General features: G+C 63.4%; 18 protein-coding genes. 10 read left to right on the top strand and 8 right to left on the bottom strand.

Features of this window, described 5'->3' with window-relative positions; all coding sequences use genetic code 11:
- Positions 1 to 120: 120 nt before the first annotated feature.
- Complete coding sequence (locus ACERJA_RS05760; RefSeq protein WP_373607302.1) at positions 121 to 2,091, bottom strand: aconitate hydratase; 1,971 nt, start codon at positions 2,089 to 2,091, stop codon at positions 121 to 123.
- Positions 2,092 to 2,362: 271 nt separating this feature from the next.
- Between ACERJA_RS05760 and ACERJA_RS05755 the strand changes: the two genes are divergently transcribed.
- The 7 genes from ACERJA_RS05755 (at position 2,363) to ACERJA_RS05725 (ending at position 7,533) form a co-directional block, all read left to right on the top strand.
- Positions 2,363 to 2,845, top strand: coding sequence for a deoxyuridine 5'-triphosphate nucleotidohydrolase (locus tag ACERJA_RS05755; protein WP_006066144.1), 483 nt, complete (start codon positions 2,363 to 2,365; stop codon positions 2,843 to 2,845).
- A gap of 57 nt (positions 2,846 to 2,902) precedes the next feature.
- A complete protein-coding gene (locus tag ACERJA_RS05750) occupies positions 2,903 to 3,457 on the top strand; it encodes a metal-dependent hydrolase (RefSeq protein WP_373607301.1) in 555 nt (184 codons plus the stop codon).
- Between the two features lie 55 nt (positions 3,458 to 3,512).
- Positions 3,513 to 3,977 carry a copper resistance protein CopD gene (locus tag ACERJA_RS05745; RefSeq protein ID WP_373607300.1) on the top strand — a complete coding sequence of 155 codons (465 nt, stop codon included), beginning with the start codon at positions 3,513 to 3,515 and terminating at the stop codon, positions 3,975 to 3,977.
- 93 nt (positions 3,978 to 4,070) lie between these two features.
- Positions 4,071 to 4,508 carry a hypothetical protein gene (locus ACERJA_RS05740; RefSeq protein WP_373607299.1) on the top strand — a complete coding sequence of 146 codons (438 nt, stop codon included), beginning with the start codon at positions 4,071 to 4,073 and terminating at the stop codon, positions 4,506 to 4,508.
- Positions 4,509 to 4,646: 138 nt separating this feature from the next.
- Entirely contained in the window at positions 4,647 to 5,546 is a 900-nt protein-coding gene (gene gnd, locus ACERJA_RS05735) for a phosphogluconate dehydrogenase (NAD(+)-dependent, decarboxylating) (RefSeq protein WP_373607298.1), read from the top strand.
- 210 nt (positions 5,547 to 5,756) lie between these two features.
- A complete protein-coding gene (locus tag ACERJA_RS05730) occupies positions 5,757 to 6,068 on the top strand; it encodes a HalOD1 output domain-containing protein (protein ID WP_373607297.1) in 312 nt (103 codons plus the stop codon).
- Positions 6,069 to 6,363: 295 nt separating this feature from the next.
- Positions 6,364 to 7,533 (top strand): MFS transporter, encoded by a 1,170-nt coding sequence (locus ACERJA_RS05725; protein WP_373607296.1) that lies wholly within the window; start codon positions 6,364 to 6,366, stop codon positions 7,531 to 7,533.
- Between the two features lie 3 nt (positions 7,534 to 7,536).
- Here ACERJA_RS05725 and ACERJA_RS05720 read toward each other — a convergent pair whose 3' ends face one another.
- Both ACERJA_RS05720 and ACERJA_RS05715 read right to left on the bottom strand, forming a co-directional pair.
- The gene (locus ACERJA_RS05720) at positions 7,537 to 8,784 is read right to left on the bottom strand and encodes a hypothetical protein (protein ID WP_373607295.1); all 1,248 of its coding nucleotides are present in this window, start codon (positions 8,782 to 8,784) and stop codon (positions 7,537 to 7,539) included.
- Positions 8,785 to 8,879: 95 nt separating this feature from the next.
- Complete coding sequence (locus ACERJA_RS05715; RefSeq protein ID WP_373607294.1) at positions 8,880 to 9,569, bottom strand: sensor domain-containing protein; 690 nt, start codon at positions 9,567 to 9,569, stop codon at positions 8,880 to 8,882.
- A gap of 212 nt (positions 9,570 to 9,781) precedes the next feature.
- On the opposite strand from ACERJA_RS05715, the gene ACERJA_RS05710 reads away from it, so the two are divergent.
- Positions 9,782 to 10,183 (top strand): DUF393 domain-containing protein, encoded by a 402-nt coding sequence (locus ACERJA_RS05710; RefSeq protein WP_373607293.1) that lies wholly within the window; start codon positions 9,782 to 9,784, stop codon positions 10,181 to 10,183.
- A 48-nt stretch (positions 10,184 to 10,231) separates the two neighbouring features.
- Here the strand turns inward: ACERJA_RS05710 and ACERJA_RS05705 are convergent, their stop codons facing one another.
- A complete protein-coding gene (locus tag ACERJA_RS05705) occupies positions 10,232 to 11,020 on the bottom strand; it encodes an HpcH/HpaI aldolase/citrate lyase family protein (protein ID WP_373607292.1) in 789 nt (262 codons plus the stop codon).
- Positions 11,021 to 11,184: 164 nt separating this feature from the next.
- The gene (locus ACERJA_RS05700) at positions 11,185 to 12,399 is read right to left on the bottom strand and encodes a CynX/NimT family MFS transporter (protein WP_373607291.1); all 1,215 of its coding nucleotides are present in this window, start codon (positions 12,397 to 12,399) and stop codon (positions 11,185 to 11,187) included.
- A gap of 362 nt (positions 12,400 to 12,761) precedes the next feature.
- On the opposite strand from ACERJA_RS05700, the gene ACERJA_RS05695 reads away from it, so the two are divergent.
- The gene (locus ACERJA_RS05695) at positions 12,762 to 13,502 is read left to right on the top strand and encodes a DUF5518 domain-containing protein (RefSeq protein WP_373607290.1); all 741 of its coding nucleotides are present in this window, start codon (positions 12,762 to 12,764) and stop codon (positions 13,500 to 13,502) included.
- 54 nt (positions 13,503 to 13,556) lie between these two features.
- Here ACERJA_RS05695 and ACERJA_RS05690 read toward each other — a convergent pair whose 3' ends face one another.
- On the bottom strand, positions 13,557 to 14,831 hold the full coding sequence (locus ACERJA_RS05690) for an MBL fold metallo-hydrolase (RefSeq protein WP_373607289.1): 1,275 nt from the start codon (positions 14,829 to 14,831) through the stop codon (positions 13,557 to 13,559).
- A gap of 132 nt (positions 14,832 to 14,963) precedes the next feature.
- Here ACERJA_RS05690 and ACERJA_RS05685 point away from each other — a divergent pair, with 132 nt between their 5' ends.
- The gene (locus ACERJA_RS05685; protein ID WP_373607288.1) at positions 14,964 to 15,479 is read left to right on the top strand and encodes an Lrp/AsnC family transcriptional regulator; all 516 of its coding nucleotides are present in this window, start codon (positions 14,964 to 14,966) and stop codon (positions 15,477 to 15,479) included.
- An 18-nt stretch (positions 15,480 to 15,497) separates the two neighbouring features.
- Here ACERJA_RS05685 and ACERJA_RS05680 read toward each other — a convergent pair whose 3' ends face one another.
- Both ACERJA_RS05680 and ACERJA_RS05675 read right to left on the bottom strand, forming a co-directional pair.
- Entirely contained in the window at positions 15,498 to 16,661 is a 1,164-nt protein-coding gene (locus ACERJA_RS05680; RefSeq protein ID WP_373607287.1) for an acyl-CoA dehydrogenase family protein, read from the bottom strand.
- A complete protein-coding gene (locus ACERJA_RS05675; protein ID WP_373607286.1) occupies positions 16,661 to 18,073 on the bottom strand; it encodes an aspartate aminotransferase family protein in 1,413 nt (470 codons plus the stop codon). Before ACERJA_RS05675 ends, ACERJA_RS05680 begins: the two co-directional genes overlap by 1 nt.
- Positions 18,074 to 18,122 lie beyond the last annotated feature (49 nt).

Below are 18,122 nucleotides of genomic sequence, written 5' to 3'. Positions count from 1 at the left end.
GCAACCGTGCGCCCACGGTGAGCCTGATGGTGGCTGTCGAGTGAACTGCTGAGAGTATGGAGCGCGCGTCGTCACTCCTCGAGGATCAACGGCAAAAAACGGAAAATCAACCGGTCGCGATCAGTCGTCGGCTGGGGCAGCGCCGCTGCCGCCTTCGGCCTGTTCTTTCGTCCAGGCGAGTTTGCCACCGGCGGCGAGGATGTCGCGCTCGCGCTCGGAGGCGTCGAGTGTGGCGGTGTACTCCTCGTCACCGACGCGGACCGTGAACTTTTCCTGGCCGGAGGTGACGGCCTCGTAGACATCGTCGACAATCTCGATCTCGTCGCCCTGATCGATCGACTCGTAGGTGTCCTCGTCGATCGTCAGCGGGATGATCCCGAAGTTAAAGAGGTTCGCACGGTGGATGCGGGCGAAGCTCTGTGCGAGGACGCCCTCGATGCCGAGATACATCGGACAGAGCGCGGCGTGTTCTCGCGAGGAGCCCTGGCCGTAGTTCTCGCCAGCGACGAGGAAGCCACCATCGGCGTCCAGTGCGCGCTGTGCGAAGGTGTCGTCGACACGCGAGAGCGTGAACTCGCTCAGTTTGGGGACGTTCGACCGGTACATCAGGATGTCCTGCGTTGCAGGAATGATGTGGTCGGTCGTGATGTTGTCCTCCATCTTGAGCAGCGCTTCGCCCTCGATTTCGGAGTCGAGCTGGTCCTTCAACGGCACGTCGCCGATGTTTGGACCCTTGATGAGCTCGTCGTCGACGGCCTCGTCGGGGGCGATGAGGTCCGTCTTGGAGCCGTCGTACTCGTCTGGGAGCTCGACGCCGGGTGCCTCGAGGTCGTCGAGTTCGTCGGCGAGATTTCGTGGGTCGATGATCTCACCTTTAATTGCCGCGGCGGCGGCGACCTCTGGCGAACAGAGGTAGACGTTGTCGTCTTCGATACCCGAGCGACCCTCGAAGTTACGGTTGAAGGTTCGCAGCGAGACCGAATCGGAGGCAGGCACGTGGCCGATACCGATACAGGCACCACACGTGGCTTCCGAGAAGTTGACGCCAGCAGCCATCATCTCCGCGACCCAGCCCTCACGGGCGAGCATCTCGGAGGCCTGCTTGGAGCCGGGGGCGACGATCGTCTCGGTCTCCATCGAGGTCTCGCGACCCTCGAGCATCTTGGCGACGGGGAGGATGTCCTCGTAGCCACCGTTCGTACAGGAGCCAACGATGACCTGCTCGACGGATTCGCCTTCGACTTCGCTGACGGGGACGACCTTGTCGGGCATCGAGGGCTGTGCGATCAGCGGCTCGAGATCCGAAAGGTCGACGACGATCTCGTCGTCGTACTCGGCGTCGTCGTCGGGCTGGAGCTCGACGTATTCGTCGCCGCGGCCGACGCGTTCGAGGTAATCCTCGGTCTGCTCGTCGGTTGGGAAGATCGACGTCGTCGCGCCGAGTTCCGTGCCCATGTTGGTGATCGTCATCCGCTCGGGTGCGGTGAGCGACTCGACGCCGGGGCCGGTGTACTCGAGGATCTTGCCGACGCCGCCTTTGACAGAGAGACGGCGGAGCAGTTCCAAGATGACGTCTTTCGCGGTGGCCCACTCGGGGAGTTCGCCCTCGAGACGGACGCTGACGATTTCGGGCATCTCGATGTAGTAGGGTGCGCCACCCATCGCGACGGTGACGTCGATCCCGCCGGAACCGATAGCGAGTTCGCCGATGCCACCGGGTGTTGGGGTGTGGCTGTCAGAGCCAAGCAGCGTCTTCCCGGGGGCGGCGAAGTTCTCGCGGTGGACGTTGTGACAGATACCGTTGCCGGGGCGAGAGAAATGAGCGCCATATGTGCCGGCAGCGGAGCGGAGGAAACGGTGGTCGTCCGTGTTCTTGAAGTCGAACTGGTAGGTCTGGTGGTCACAGTACTGGGCGGCGATCTCAGTCTGGACTTCGTCCAGTCCCATCGCTTCGAACTGGAGCCAGACCATCGTGCCGGTCGTGTCCTGGGTAAGTACCTGGTCGATCTCGATCCCGACCTCCTCGCCGGTCTCGAGTTCGCCCTCGACGAGGTGATCGTCGAGAATCTTCTCGGTGAGAGTCTGTCCCATAGCACTACGAAATGCGCTGTCCGTCCTGATAAATCCAGCGTGTTTCTGTGAGGAAGCGGCCGTTTCGAGCGTCCCAACGGAAACGGCTTCGTGTTTCGAGAAATTATTGCCATCGGCATGGACGGCTGTCCGAGAAGCAGCGACTCCGCTCGACGAGTCGGGAAAACTGATCGTTCGTCGACTCGACCGTGATGGATTGTGACGTGTACACGTCCCGAACGGGCCGTCATGAACGGATACGCTTTTCTCTGCCCCGGAGCGTTGTCACTGTATGTTCCGTTCCGGTGCGTTCGTTGCCGACCACGTTTCGCCGACGGCTGTCGAACAGGTACAGCCAAACGGCGTCGACCTCACGTTAGACGTCGTCTTCGAGCAACTCGAGCCGGGTCGTATCGGTCGCGACGGCAAAGAGATCGGCGACCGTATCGCCCGCCCACTCGAGGAACTCGAGCAGAAAGACCCCGACACCTTCTATCTGCCCGAAGGGGCCTACGTCGCCCGCTACGATGAGCGGATTCGGATTCCTGAGGGTCACATCGGCTTCGTCTACCCGCGCTCGTCGCTGATGCGTAACTCGTGTATGCTGAATACGGCTGTCTGGGACGCGGGCTACGAGGGTCGTGGCGAGGGGCTGTTACAGGTCCACCACGACATCGAGATCGAACGCGGCGCCAGAATCGCTCAACTGGTCTTTGCTGAGGCCAACCACGAGGACGTCTATGACGGTAGTTATCAGGGCGAAAACCTCGAGTAGTCCTACGAACCACCGGGTCGCGTACTGTTTTGGTCGTTCCCGTCGGACGTTCGAACGATGATGGCGACCACACACGTCTTCGCCGGGCTCGCTGTCGTTGCCCCGATCGCCTACGCCGTCCCCGAGTTTGCAATGGCGCTTGCAGTCGGTGCGATTCTCGGCGGTCTCACACCGGATTTCGATCTCGTCGCTGTTCACCGACGGACGCTCCATTTTCCACTCGGCGGGCTCGCGGTGGTCATCCCTGCGGTCGGTCTCGCGGTCAGTGTTCCCTCGAATGCCACCGTTGGGTTTGCGGCGTTCGCTGTCGCCGCCTGGCTCCACGCCGCAAGCGACGCCATCGGCGGCGGCCCCGAGATGGACCCGTGGAACGACCGGAGCGAGCGAGCCGTCTACGACCACGTTCGCGGGCGGTGGATTCGGCCGCGGCGCTGGATTCGCTACGACGGCGCGCCCGAAGACGCCGCGCTCGCGGTCGTCCTCGCCATCCCCGCGGTGCTCGTTTTCGATGGCTGGATCAGCGCCGTCGTCCTCGGCGGCGTCGCCATGTCGCTCGTGTACGCACTCGTTCGCCGGGAGCTGGTCGCGTGGGTTCCCGACTGGCTCGAGTGATCGGCCGCGGCGGTGAGTCGGAACGCTGATACTCCACCTCTCCAAGGGACTCGGTATGGTTGATACGTTCGTCGCCCAGACGATCCATCTGATATTCGCTGCCCTCTGGGCTGGCAGCGTCTGTTACGTCGCAGCGGTCGTCTTACCACTCGCCCGCGATGGCGCGTTCAATACGACGAAGCCCCTCGAGGTCATCTCGGGGAGGCTCACGATGCTCTCGCGTGTGAGCGCACTCCTCTTGCTGGTGACTGGGGGGCATCTCGCGGGCAGGGGATACTCCCCTGAGGGCCTGTTCAATACGCTCAACGGACAACTCGTGCTCGTGATGGTCGTCCTCTGGGCCATGCTGGCTGGGCTCATCGAGGTCGGTGCGAAGCGCTTCGAAGCAGGGCTCAACGGGAAGAAACTGCGTGAGCCGGCAAGCGATGCCTTACCACTGTACCGAGCAGCAGCGGTCGTCTCCATCGCGTTGCTCGTCGTTTCCGGCCTGATCACGTCGAACGTCGCGCGGCTCATGTAGGCCAGCCACCACCCCGATTCAGTCCTCAGGCTGACATTTTGGAAGCGCACATTCTTACGAAAGATACTTAGTCAGTTACTGTAACGTACTCCCATGATGATCAGGGGAAAAGAACTGGCGCTGTCGGCACTTGCAGTCGGGGCGGCCGCAGTTGTCGGCTACGCGCTTCGCTCGAGCCAGCAGGTCGACCACACCTCGCGGTCGAAGGCCGATCTCGGCGCACGAATCGTCGACCACGACGAGGTCCCAGCGGAGGCCACCATCGTTGACGGTGCCTCCCGCCGACTGCGCGATATCCCCGGTGCACGGCGCGCGATCGACCGCGCCGTTCGTAACAAAGCCCACGACGAGTGGGAACACGTCACCATCGAGCACGATGGTGCCTGGTCCGTCGTCGACTCCATCCGTGGCTCGCTGCCGTATTATGACGGCGACCAAACCGAGTACAACGGCGTCTACGTCCATTCCGGCGACCGAATCGTCGTTCTCGATGCGATCGGCTGGGCGCGACTCGAGGAGCCAGTTCAGTAATCTCGACACACGGCTCTCGAATCGCCAGACCTGGCCACCACTGCGATTCGTTCGTTTGTTGTACCGACGTTCGTCTCTCCCAGTCACCGTGAGCCACAAATCACAACCACTACTTCTTCCCCCCGCAGAGTGACGCCTATGGAACTAGGCGTAATCGGACTCGGACGCATGGGACAGATCGTCGTCGACCGGACCCTCGAGGCAGGCCACGACGTCGTCGCCTTCGACCTCGAGCCAGAGGCCGTCGCGACGGCTGCCGACGCGGGTGCGGAGCCGGCTGACTCGGTCGAAGACCTCGTCGGCCGACTCGGCGAGGACAAACGCATCTGGCTGATGGTGCCGGCTGGTGCGGCCGTCGACGCGACGCTCGAGGAACTCGAGGACCACCTCGATGCGGACGACGTGGTCGTCGACGGCGGCAACTCCTACTTCGAGGACTCCGTGCGGCGAGCCGAGTCCTGCCCGGCGGCGTATCTCGACTGTGGGACCTCGGGTGGCCCCGCGGGCGCGCATCTGGGCTTCTCGCTGATGGTCGGTGGCCCCGAGTGGGCCTACGACGAGCTTTCGCCCGTCTTCGACGCCGTCGCGACCGGGCCCGACGGCCACGAGCGGATGGGGCCGGCAGGGTCGGGCCACTACGTGAAGATGGTCCACAACGGCGTCGAGTACGCGCTGATGCAGACCTACGGCGAAGGGTTCGAACTGCTCCACGAGGGGCGCTACGACCTTGACCTCGAGAACGTCGCCTCGGTCTGGAACAACGGCGCAGTGATTCGGTCGTGGCTGCTCGAACTCTGTGAGGAGGCGTTCCGCGAGGAAGGAACCGATCTGGGCGACGTCGCGGACCGCATCGAAGGTGGTTCGACGGGCACCTGGACCGTCCAGGAAGGTCTCGAGCAGGAAGTGCCGCTGCCGTTGATCTACACCGCGCTTGGCGAACGATTCGGCTCTCGAGCCGACGACGGTCGCTTCTCGCGGCGGCTGGCGAGCCGACTCCGGTATGGCTTTGGCCGCCACGAGGTCCCGCGTCGGGAGTAACAAGCCCCAGTCACACACGGCAGGGAACGACGAGTGTCTGAACAGATCGCACAAGACCAACCCAGCAGTTGGACGTGGTTCGAACCCGAATCTGGGTTCTGGGCCTACGTTCGGTACGGTTGTCACTCAGTTGGACTGTAATTCTGTTTGTAGGTGCCCCCTCGGAATATTGGGTTATTTTCTTTATTCCCGGCCTCGACAACACCATTGATGCACTCTCATCACTCGACGACAGTGACGGCTGTAGACGAGCAGCGGCCGAGCATGGCGCTCGTTTCTCTCGTTGCAGCGGTAACCAATACCGATCCAGTCGATCTCGAGCCACTCTACAACGCGATTGACCCCGAAGCCCTCGACTCGCTCTGTACACCCGACGCCAGTTTTTCTGCCATCGAGTTCGAGTATGTGGGTCATACTGTCGTCGTCGAACCGGTCGACAGTGGCGTCGAACTCTCACTCGAGCCGGTCACGATCAGTGCCGAGAACACTCACGGAATCGCTGACTCCGAGCCATCGGCGTGACATCTTCCTCGCCGTAACCGGGCAACGTTTCCCGTACTGCAGTTGGGACACTTGCTGGTCTACGACACGACTTGTTCTCTCGTACGAAACCGAACCTCTCCGACGGGTGTCGCTGACCGACTCACAGGGCTCTTTTTGGCTGGAATCGACCACGCGGGATACGAGCGACGACGGAACCAGCACATCGTAACCGCCACGGGTTCGACAAGCCGTCGCGCCGCAGCGACGGTGCAGTGAGTGACGTGTACCGTGAAAACCACAACCGTGTTGGCGCTGCTCTCGTGAGTAGGACTCGATGACGAATGCGCCGGAACGACGGACGACGCTGTGGGTAATTCTGGCGTCGGCAACGCTGACGGTGATGGCCGGGGCGATCCTCGGGCCGATCGTGCCGGCGATCCAGTCGGGCCTCGGGGTGTCGGAGTCAAACGCCGGCCTCATCATCACGACCCACGGCGCGCTCATCGTTCTCGTCAGTCCGATCGCGGGAGCGCTCATCGATCGCATCGGTCCTCGCCGTCCGTTCATTCTCGGTCTGCTGTTGTACGCGGCCGGCGGCGGGGCTGGACTCGTCGTCGATTCGTTCGGGCCGTTGCTTGCCTCGAGAGCGGTATTGGGCGTCGGCGTCGCATTCGTCTACACCGGGATCACGGTGCTCATCTACCAACTCTACGAGGGCCAGCGGATGGAGCGGGCACTGGGGTTGCGAAGCAGCGCTAACAGCGTCGGCGCGGTGATCTGGCCGCTGGTCGGTGGTGCGCTCGGCACCCTCTCGTGGCAGGCACCCTTCGGCGTCTATCTGGTCGCGCTCCCGCTCGGGCTGCTCGCGGTTGCGACCGTTCCCGAGACGGGGATCCGCGGAGCCAGCAGCCGAACGGACGCAGAACGCGGCCTTGCCGGGGTTCTCGCCGTCTTTCGACGCCGTCCCGGGCTCCTGTCGGTGTACCTGCTGTACTTCGGGGCGAACGTCTTGCTCTACAGCATCGTCGTCTTCTACCCCCAACTGCTTGCGGGGCTGGGGATCACTTCCTCGCTGTCGATCAGCCTCTATCTCGCCGCCAACGGACTCGCCGGCGGCGTCTCGGCGGCAGTCTACGACCGACTTATCGAACGGACGAGTCGCCACGCGCTCGTCGCGGCGGCGCTTGGCCTCTGGCTCGTCGCGTTTGCGGGTGCAACCGTCGCGGGGTCGGCGCTGACGGCCGTCCCGTCGGTGGTTGCGTTCGGGCTTGGGCTCGGGCTGGTCTTCCCGTCGGCCTTTGCCTGGATCGAAGCGCTCGCGCCCGCCGGTCGGCAGGGGCAGTTCAGCTCGTATCTCGCGTCGGCGGGCTATACGGGCCAGTTTCTCTCCCCGGTGTTGTTCGGCCCGCTGGTCCCGCTGTTCGGCGTTCGCGGGGTATTCGGCGCAGCGGCGACGGCGGCCATGCTCGGCATCGTCGCGCTTGCGGCCGTGCGCGGGCGCTAAGAGTTACACGACTTCCCGAAGCGCCCAGCCGTCCTCGGTTGGCTCGAGTCGATGTGGCTCTGCCCCTCGAGCAGTCAGAATCCCGGCGTGGTACAGCATCGCCTTCAGCTGGAAGACCGTCGGCGAGTGATAGACGGTGCCGTCCTCGAGCGCTGAGCGCCGAAGATCGCCGTCTTCGGTCAGGACTCGTCGTCGAACCGCCTCGTCGCCGCGGACGAACAGTTCGACGGTAAAGGTCGGGTGAAGTTCGTGCATGTGGACGACCAGATCGACGAGCGACGGTTCGGGCTGCCAGTCGTCGTGCATCGTCTGGAGTTCCGTGACGAGCAGCTCCGTCGCGGGGTACTCGAACAGAATTCGCCGCGCCAGCCGTCCCCACGCTGGCGCGACGTCGACGAACCGTTTCGACGACCGGTACCAGTTTTCGAACTCGGCAAGCGCCGCTTCAACCGAGCCGTACTGTGCCGTCGCAAATCGAACGACCTCCTGCCCAAGTGACGTTAACTCCGGGGCGGGGCCGGGCTCGATCAACCCGAGAAAGGCAGCGCCGCGTCTGGCATCGTCGGCCGCACCAACGACCTTGTACGCCGAGAGCAGCGTTTCGGTGTCCCCATCTGCGTACTGTGCGAGCGGATAGCCGAGATAGTTCTTCGGATGGTTCAGGCCGAACGAGGCGTCGGTGACACCCTGCGCGCCGGCCTGAAACCGCAGCGCCGTCGCCTCGCTCGAGGTCCGATTGCCGACGACCCGGGGGACCTCGAGGACGTCGACCGTCCCCGACTCGGCGACGCCGAGGACGCCGACGTTCAACTCCCGCGCGAGCGTGCGATCGGTTGCCGAGATCGCGGTCGCCGGCGCGGCGAGATACGCCGCGTTCGCCTCGTGGAGTCGGTCGTAGGCCTGGACGATTCCGCGTTGGGTGTCGACGCCGCCGCTCGTCTCCCCTTTCGCCTCGATGGCGATCAGCGGCGGCTCGTCACCGAGTCGGTCGACGGCCAGCAGGTCGGACTCGAGCGTGCGTACGCCGACGAGATCCGGGTAGCCGCCGCCGATCCGGACGTGATTAAACGGGGCGAGACAGTCCCGAACGGCCGGATCGACAGGGTGACCGGGAAGCCACTCGGCTTGAGAGAACTGCGTGTCGGCGACCACGTACGCGGGCGAGTCGTCGTCGGTCTGACTCGGAAAGAGCCGTCGCTTGGTGTGGGCCAGCACCTGTGGTTCCGACAGCGGCCGTGCCGCGCTGCTCATGTCTCTCGATTCGGGACAACGATCAAGAATGTTCTGGCAGCCTGCTGGATCGGGCCGGACGCCACCGTTTGAGTGGACTCGGCTCGAGGACCGGCTCAGTCCGTCGGCTCGGTCGGTGCCGCCTCCGCCCCGCTCGAGTCATCGAGCAGGGCAACCGCGATTCGGCCAGCGACGTACGCAAAGGCGTTCGAAAGATGGAAGAACGCGAGTCCGAGAACAGCACCGAGCACCACTGCGAGGGCTGCTTCCGGGAGCGTGTCGATCGTCCAGGTGATCGGCTCGTCGTTGATCCTGAACAGCTCTTCCGTGTGTGGATACCGGAACGGGACGGTGAGAAACGAGAGCGCGGTGACGAACACGACGAGCAATACGATCGCGACGAACCCGAACCAGAACTTCACCATGAGAAAGCCCAGTCCGCGCCAGGTCGAGGAGGCGTCGAAATATCGTCTCACCGTCGCCAGCAGTCCGGTCGACGAGGATCGAACGTCGTCAGCCGTCTCGAGAGTGACCGAAAGCAACGCGTTTGCGAGCCATCGTTCGAACCGCGCAAGCAGTCGCGAGCCGATGACGGTGCCGATCAACAGCAGGATGCCGATGCCGAACGCAGAGAGGATGGTTCCGAACCCGAAGCCGACGAGAAACACCACCGAGTACACCATTCCGAGTGGAAACGCCACAGCCAGATAACAGAGGTTTTTGTACGTCTGTCGCTTGGCGACGACGCCAACGAGACTGGCGACCGAATAGCTACGCTCGCGGCCTGGACGAGCTGCAGATGGCATTTCGACTGAATGTTCTCGCGCGCAAATAAAGAGGCTCACGTCCAGTTACAGGATCAGAAACAGCGCGATGAGCCACGTCCGACGACGGTTACGGCCTGGTGACCACACGAGCCGAGCGCTCGAGCGGCTCGCTGACACGTCGGCCGCCCCATCCTGAACCCTGCCTCGAGGCTGAGGACAGGCGTTTGTGCCTCGAGTCCGTTCACTCGCGTATGATCGAACCGACGCTCGTCTACGACGACGACTGCGGGTTCTGTACGTGGTGGGCGGACTACGTCGATCGACACGGCGAACTGCGTCTCGTCGGCTTCAGCGACCTGTCGGCGGAACCCGAGCTTCGCGAGCGGCTGCCGACTCACTACGAGCAGTGTTCGCATCTCGTAACCGACGACGCGGTCTACTCCTGTGGGGCGTCGATCGAGGAGGCACTCCGTCGGACGACCACCAACAGCACCGTTCGCGACGTCATCGAGTTCGGCCGCCACTTTGAGGAGTACGAACACGTCCGCGAGTGGGCCTATCGGCAGGTGGCAGACAACCGCGAGACGTGGGGCCAACTCGTCTCGAAAACGCCGCCGGCGAGGCGGGAGTCGGACGACAGCGGGAGCCGCTGAGAGCCCATCTGCGACCCAGCCGCCCTCTCGCATGCCTGCTCTGGCCTGTTAGCCACCGCCGTACTCGTCGAGCCACGACTGTACCGTCCCCTGCAGGGCACCGGTCGTACTCCCGATATTCAGGATTTGGTAGCCCGATTCGGCCTTCTCGTTGACGTCGTCCATTCCGAAGCCGAGCCCACCGAGCGGGACGTCGGCCTCGAGCGCTGCCTCTCGAATCCGGTCGACGTGTTGCTCGACGTCCTCGTGGGTCGGCTCCCCAGGATGGCCCGTTGACACGGCGAGATCGAGCGGACCGGCGAAGACGAAGCCCAGTTCGGGCACTGCGAGGATGTCGTCGATGTTGTCGACCGCCGTTGGATTCTCGATCGTCACGCCGAGGACGATCTCGTCATCTTCGGTGCCAGCGTAGTCGTCGGCCGTCCCCCAGCGACTCGCACGGGGGCTTGCAAAGCCGCGTCTTCCGGGGTCGCCGTCGTACTCGAACCGAGAGGCCTCGAGCGCCTGCCGGACTTCGTCGGCCGTCTCGATCCGCGAGACGAACAGCGAGCGGACGCCGGCGTCGAGCGCTTTTCGGATCATCCCCGGATCGGGTTCGGGCAGGCGAACGAGCAGTTCCGTCTCGGTTACGTCCGCGGCCCGAAGCAGGTCCTCGAGTCGGTCGCCGTCCCACGGACTCGGGCCGGCGTGTTCGAGATCGATCCAGACGAAGTCGAGCCCGAGATCACCGTAGAACTCGACGAGCGTTGGGTTGTACGTGTTCTCGAGGATTCCGAGGGCGACGCCGCCGTCCTTGAGCGTTCGTTGAAGCCGGTTGCTGCGGGGAGTGGTCGGCATAGACGACGGACCAGCAGAACCACAATAAAGCTTCACGGTGAACCAGCACCGTCGGCTCGAGCAGTTGGTCCGTTCGTCGGTTCGCCAGCTTCGAGCGGGACAGATCGGCGACTGCGGGCACTCACACAGGGTCAAGGAGAAAGCGCGTGACTTACGGGTGGATGTCAACGGCGCTCGTATCGAAGCATGGCCCCAGCGAGGACAACGACGAGTGCACCGGCCGACAGCATGACCAGCCCGGGAACGAACGACCCCGTCACGTCGTGAAAGACGCCGATCAGCATCGGGCCGAAGAAGCCGCCGATCTCGCCGACGGCGAAAATGAAGCCGACCGCCGTCCCGGTCAACCGTGCCCCGATCCCCTCGAGTGCAGGCGGAATCGCCCGGACGAGCGGTGAGACGCCGCCGATCCCGAACCCGGCGAAGATGATTCCGACGGCAACGGCTCCGCCCTTGCCACCCATAATCATCCCGACAACGCCGAGAAACGCGATGCTGCCACAGCTCATCAGCGCGAGTCGCCGAGCAGTGAACCGATCGGCCAGTGTGGGCACGACCAACACGCCGACGACGTAGGCACCGATCAGCAGGCTCGTGGCCTGTCCAGCCACGGCAGCCGAAAACCCGCGTGACTCGAGCACCGTCGGCAACCACCCTTGCAGACCGTGGTGTAACAGCAGGTACATCGTCCCGATGACGACGACCAACCGGAGCTCACGGTGGGAAAGCACCAGCCGCAGGTCGTCGACGACCGACTCGAGGGAAAACGAGTCGGTGGCAGCCATTCGGCCGTCGATGTCGACACGCCACGTAACGAGCAGCCAGCAGAGGCCGTAGCCGACGGCGACGACGCCACTCCAAAAGAACAGCGGTCGCCAGCCGCCGAGCCACGGCCCCAACACCGGGCGTCCGACCGCGAAGACGAGCGCGGAGCCCGCCGAGGCACCGATGAGATAGATCGCCGATGGGCGACCGGTCGCCTCGGGCGGGAACAACACGCCGACCAGCTTCGGGAGGCCGAACGTAATGGCGGTCGCACCGATGCCGAGAAAAAGCGTCGCGGCAAGCAGCGACGGAAAGCCGCCGGCCGTGCTTCGAACGATCTGTGCGACGCCGTAGATCAACACCCCGACCGCGAGGCTTCGACCGGGTCCGACTCGGTCGACGGCGAGCCCGGAAAACAGCGCAAGCGGGATGTACGTCAGCGGCACGGCTCCGGCAAGCACACCAGCCTGTGTACTCGAGAGGTCGAGTTCCGCGATAATCGTCGAGAGAAACGCCGGCAGCGAGAACCAGACGAACATGAGACAGGTGTAGCTCCCCGCGGCGAGGACGACGAGAGCGTATGCCTGTCGGTGACTACCGGTACCGTGACCCATGCGAGCGGAGTGTGTGCTGGCACACCGAGTAGGTTGCTATACCGGTCGATACGACCGGGTGGCACACCGATCGCATGTCGCCGTGTGATCGGCTGTGCAGTGACAGCCAGTGGCGACGAGAATACCCACGTGGGAATTATATCGGTTGTGGCCGTAGGTGGCGTGTCCCGCGGAAGTGACAACCCGTGACATGCACCAACTGCGGCGCGACGGAGTACCCAGTCGAACGCTATCACGTACATCTGTCCACAGGCCAAGTCGTCGAGTTTTCGCTCTGTGAAGGATGTCGTCATAAGTTCGTCACTGCAGAGTGGGTCGAGGCTGTGGTTTAATAGAGGTGAACCACGCCAGCACACAGTGCTATGGGGAGTACATCGACCGAAAGGACGAGCGCGGAGGGACACCCTGTCGGCAGGAGTCCACTCCCGGAGTTCGTCGACTGGCTGTTCGGGGCCATCATCGCGCTGAGCGGATTGCTCCTGGTCGTCGGCGGAAGCGTGCTCGTGTTCCTCGTCGACAGAGCGCTTCTCGCAGAGGGGATCGAAGACGAAAGCGTCACCGTCACCGTCGGGACGACCGAACTCACCGACGCCGAGTCGCTGACGGTCGCCGACGCTGTCGTCTCGTGGCTGGGACCGGGACTGCTCCTGACCGGTGGCGGGCTGGTTCTGTTCGCGATCGGATACGTCATCCTGAGACACCGCGCTCACCGTCAAGCCCGGACAGGCGAGTCCATCAGCTCGTTTGGCACGTTTGCCGTTCTCGGTGCTGTGACCACTGTCGTGCTCTCGTTTGTCCCCGTCTCGCCCGCGTTTGGCGGCGCACTTGCGGGTTACTTAGAGCGAGGCGAGTCCGATCGGACAGTCAGCGTCGGAGCGCTTGCAGGGCTGTTGCCCATGCTGCCACTCCTGCTGATTCTTCTGTTCGTGTTCGGCGGCCTGCTGTCCGGACTGCTGGCCATCGAACAGGTGGGGAACGCGATCGTCATCGGAGCCGCACTGCTCTTTTCAGGGCTCCTCATCGCGACCATCGGTGCCGGCCTCGGCGCTCTCGGCGGGTACGTCGGTGGTCGGCTCGCAGAACGCCGAGCGGCTCCCAACTGATTCTCACTCCGTTTCGCCTCCCACGTCTCGTCTCACGAGGCGGGCTGGCGACGTTTACACGGAGACGACGTCGCCGAGTTCGGGTGCGCTCGCATCGAATCCATCGCCTCGCAACTCCTCGGCGAACGCCCCACAGCGATCGCCGTGGTTGATCAAGACTGAACTGTCGCGGTAGGATGCGAGGAACTCGAGGATGCCGTCTCGATCCGCGTGGGCAGAAAAATCGTACTGTTCGACTTGGGCGCTGACGGGCATCACTCGGCCGTCGATCTCGGCGCTGCCGGTCTCGAGCAGATCACGGCCGGGCGTCCCCTCAACCTGATACCCCGTCATGGTGATCTTGTTCGCCGGATTTCTGCGGATTTCAGGGATGTAGGTCATCGCCGGCCCGCCCGAGAGCATCCCGCTGGTGGTGATGATCACGGCTTTCTGGTCGACGATCCGCTTGCGCTGGCCGTCCCGGCCGGTGACGAATCGGGCGTGTGAGATCGCCCGTCGAAACGCCTCGCCATCGCGGACGTACGCTGGATACTGGCGGAGCATTTCGGTGACCTGTGTCCCCATCCCGTCGACGTAACACGGGATGTCGTGGGCCGCACAGACGAGCATCAGTTCCTGTGTTCGGCCGATCGCGAACGCCGGGACGACGACCGTGCCACCATCCCAGAGCGTCGTCTCGACGCTTTCGACAAAGCGCTCCTCGACGGTGGCTCGAGGCTCGTGGTCGACGTCGGAGTACGTACTCTCACAGAGGACGATATCGGCGTCCGGCCGCGCCGTCGTCCCTTCGACCAGTCGCTGTCCGACCACAGGGTCGGCGTGCCTGTTTGCCTCGCTCGAGGCAGCGTCGATGTGGAAATCGCCCGTATAGAGCAGCCGCGTCTCCCCGTCGTCGACGAGCACGTGAGCGCTGCCCGGAATGTGGCCAGCGTTGTAGAACGTGATCTCGTGGCCGGCGGCCTCGAACGGCTCTCGGTAGCCATGCGTCTCTGAGACCTGCGTGACGCGTTTGAGATCGGGCTCGGTAAACGGGCAGTTGTACGAGCCGCCGTGGAGTTTGAGCGTGTCTCGAGCGAGCGTGCGCGCGAGTTCGGCCGTTGGCGGGGTCCAGTGGATCGGCGGCCGTCCATCACCCGAGAGGAGGGTCGGAATCGTCCCGACGTGGTCGAGATGGCCGTGTGAGACGACGACCGCCTCGGGGGCGGGTGTCTCGAGGGGAAACTGGGGCGGGTTGGCGGTCAGCATCCCGAAATCGAGCAACAGCGCGTCGTTGACGAGAATCGCGCTGCGCCCGACCTCGCGAGCGCCACCGAGAAATCGGATCTCCATTACCGTCGCTGGGTTCTCGAGCCGTTTTCATCCATCGCTTCCGTTCGTTCGGCCGTCGAATATGACACGGACAGCGGAGGACAGCCTGTCACCGAAAAGGAATAGGGGTGGCTACGTCAAACAGACGCATAGATGAGTGCCACACTGGACGAGCGGGACATCAAGATCATCTTCGCAATCGCAGAACAGGAGACCGACAACACGGAAATCATCCACGAGCAGACCGGCATTCCGAAATCGACGGTGCACTACCGGCTGCAGAGTCTGAAAGAAGACGGCGTCATTACCAACGAACTGTACGAACTCGACCTCGAAAAAGTCGGCCTCGGGATCACGATTATCTCCGAAATCTGGGCTGAGTTCGGCGAGGGATATCACGAGCGGGTCGGCGAACAGCTCGCCGATATCGAGGGTGTCAATCAGGTCTATTTCACGATGGGTGATACGGACTTCGTCGTCATCGGGCGACTTACCTCGCGGGATATGGTCGAAGAGCTCGTCGACGACTACGAGTCGATCGACGAGATCCGCCGGACGAGCTCGAAGTTCGTCATCTCGACGATCAAGACGAACACGGGGATCGGCACGCTGCGCGATTACAGTCAGGAGTCGCTGCTGGCCTCTCACGAGCTGTCCAGCGGCGAATAACAAAAAACGGGGAGCGACCTACTCGTAGGCGGCGATCCCGGTCAGATCCTCACCGAGAATTAGCGTGTGGATGTCGTGGGTGCCTTCGTAGGTGTAGACCGTCTCGAGATTCGCCATATGACGCATTGGCGAGTAGTCACTCGTAATGCCGTTGCCGCCGAGCATCTCCCGGGCGACTTTCGACTGCTCGCGGGCCATGCGGACGTTGTTGCGCTTGGCCATCGAAACGTGCTGTGGACGCAGGTCGCCGCGCTCTTTGAGCTCCGTCAAGCGATAGACGAGCAGCTGTGCAAGCGAGATCTGGGTTGCCATCTCCGCAAGTTTGTCCTGTTGGAGCTGGAAGCGACCGATCGGGCCGCCGAACTGCTCGCGATCCAGCGCATACTGACGGGCCGTCTCGAAGCAGTCTCGAGCCGCGCCAACGGCGCCCCAGGCGATACCAAAGCGTGCCTGCGTGAGACAGGACAGTGGCCCCTTCATGCCGGAGACGCCGGGAAGAACGTTCTCTTCGGGAACGTGAACGTCGTTGAGCCCGATCTCGCCGGTGATCGAGGCACGAAGCGAGAGCTTTTCGGTGATTTTGTTCGTGCTGACGCCGTCACGATCGGTCTCGACGAGGAAGCCACGAACGGGCGTGTCCTCGCTCGAGCGATCACGCGCCCAGACGATCGCAACGTCGGCGATCGGGGAGTTCGTGATCCACGTCTTCGAGCCGTTCAGGACGTAGCCGTCGGCGTCGCGTTCGGCGTACGTCTCCATCGCCGTCGGGTTCGAGCCGTGTTCGGGTTCGGTGAGGCCGAAACAGCCAACGGCCTCGCCGGCTCCGAGCTTTGGGAGCCACGCTTCTTTCTGTTCCTCGCTGCCGTAGGCGTGGATCGGATACATGACGAGTGCGCCCTGGACTGAGGCCATCGAGCGCAGGCCAGAGTCACACGCCTCGAGTTCCTGCATCAACAGCCCGTAGGCCGTCTCGGAGACGTTTGGCGAGCCGTATCCCTCGAGGTTGGGCGCGTAAAAGCCCATTTCGCCCATCTCGGGAATCAGCTCTTTCGGGAACGTCCCGTTTTCGAAGTGCTCGCCGATATCTGGGCGAACCTGTTCGTCGACGAACTCGCGTGCCGTATCGCGGATCAGTCGTTCTTCGCCGGTGATGTCTTCCTCGAGGCCGAGATAGTCGAGCATCAGTGTGCCTCCGCGGTCACTGCACGAACGGCCTCGCCGAGGACGTCCATGCCGAACGCAGCCTGTTCGTGGGTGAGGACGAGCGGCGGGATGAGCCGCAACACGTTCCCGTGTCGGCCGGCGCTCCAGACGAGCACGCCGTTCTCGTAGCAATGGGTCTGGATCGCTTTGACGATGTCGGCGTCTGGGTTGCCGTCGGCGTCTTCGAACTCAACACCGACGAACAGCCCTTTCCCGCGCACGTCGACGATCTCCGGGGTCGTCTCCGCGACTTCGCTGATCCGGTCTCGGAGGTAGCTGCCGAGTTCCGTCGCGTGTGCGAGCAGGTTGTGGGATTCGATGTACTCGATCGCACGGAGGCCGCCGACCATCGCGGGCGCGTTGCCGCGGAACGTGCCGACGTGGCCACCTGGCCCCCAGGTGTCGAACTTCTCGTGATAGAGCATCGCACCGATTGGGAGGCCGGTGCCGCCGAGTGCTTTCGCCATCGTAATCGCGTCCGGCGTCACGTCGAAGTGGTCCGTGGCGAACCACTCGCCGGTTCGGCCCAGTCCGGTCTGGATCTCGTCGACGATCAACATCGCATCGTTGTCGTCTGCGATATCACGAAGCCCCTGCAGGAAGCCCTTCGGCGGCACGATGACGCCGCCTTCGCCCTGAATCGGTTCAACCCAGATACCGGCTGGCGTCGAGTGACCGCCGTAGGGTGCCTCGAACTTCCGCTTGACGGCGTCGAGCGCGCGGGCACAACCGTCGTTCATACAGCAGTCGTCGGCCGGACAGAGTGCGCCAGCGTCGCCGGTGTCGGGATCCTGGGCGGGGTAGGGGTAGGGCACGTGGACGGTGTCCGCAAGCAGCGGGCTGTATCCTTTCTTGTACTTTTTGCCCGCAGTGAGGCTGAGCGCACCGGCAGTCGTGCCGTGGTAGGAGCCTTCGAAGGCAAGCAGGCCGTGTCGACCTGTGTTGTGTTTGGCGAGTTTGATCGAGCCTTCGATTGCGTCGCTCCCGCTCGGGCCGCCGAAGACGACGTTACTCGAGCCAGCCAGTCCGCCAGGGGCGATCTCTCGAAGCTTGTCGATGAGATCGATTCGTGCTTCCGTCGGGAAGTCGATCGTGTGCGCAACCGACTCGAGTTGTTCCTGCGTCCCCTCGAGGACGTACGGATTCGAGTGGCCGACGTTCAGCACGCCGATACCGGCGAAAAAGTCGAGGAACGTGTTGCCGTCGACGTCACGAACCGTTGCCCCGCGTGCCTCCTCGAGAGCGATCGGGATTCGTTTCGGATACGCAACGGCGCTACTGTCGACTTCCTGTTGACGCTCTAGGAGTTTCTGTGAGTTCGGTCCTGGAATCTCATCAACAGATGGTTCCATCGCGAAATGAAGGTCTTCGATTGACGGGCCTACTGCCATAGTATACTATTTCCATCATCGCATATATATTTGATGCGAAATCTCACAT

The sequence above is a fragment of the Natronorubrum sp. A-ect3 genome (genome assembly GCF_041821125.1).
Classification (GTDB): domain Archaea; phylum Halobacteriota; class Halobacteria; order Halobacteriales; family Natrialbaceae; genus Natronorubrum; species Natronorubrum bangense.
This window is presented reverse-complemented; position numbering and strand designations above follow the sequence as displayed.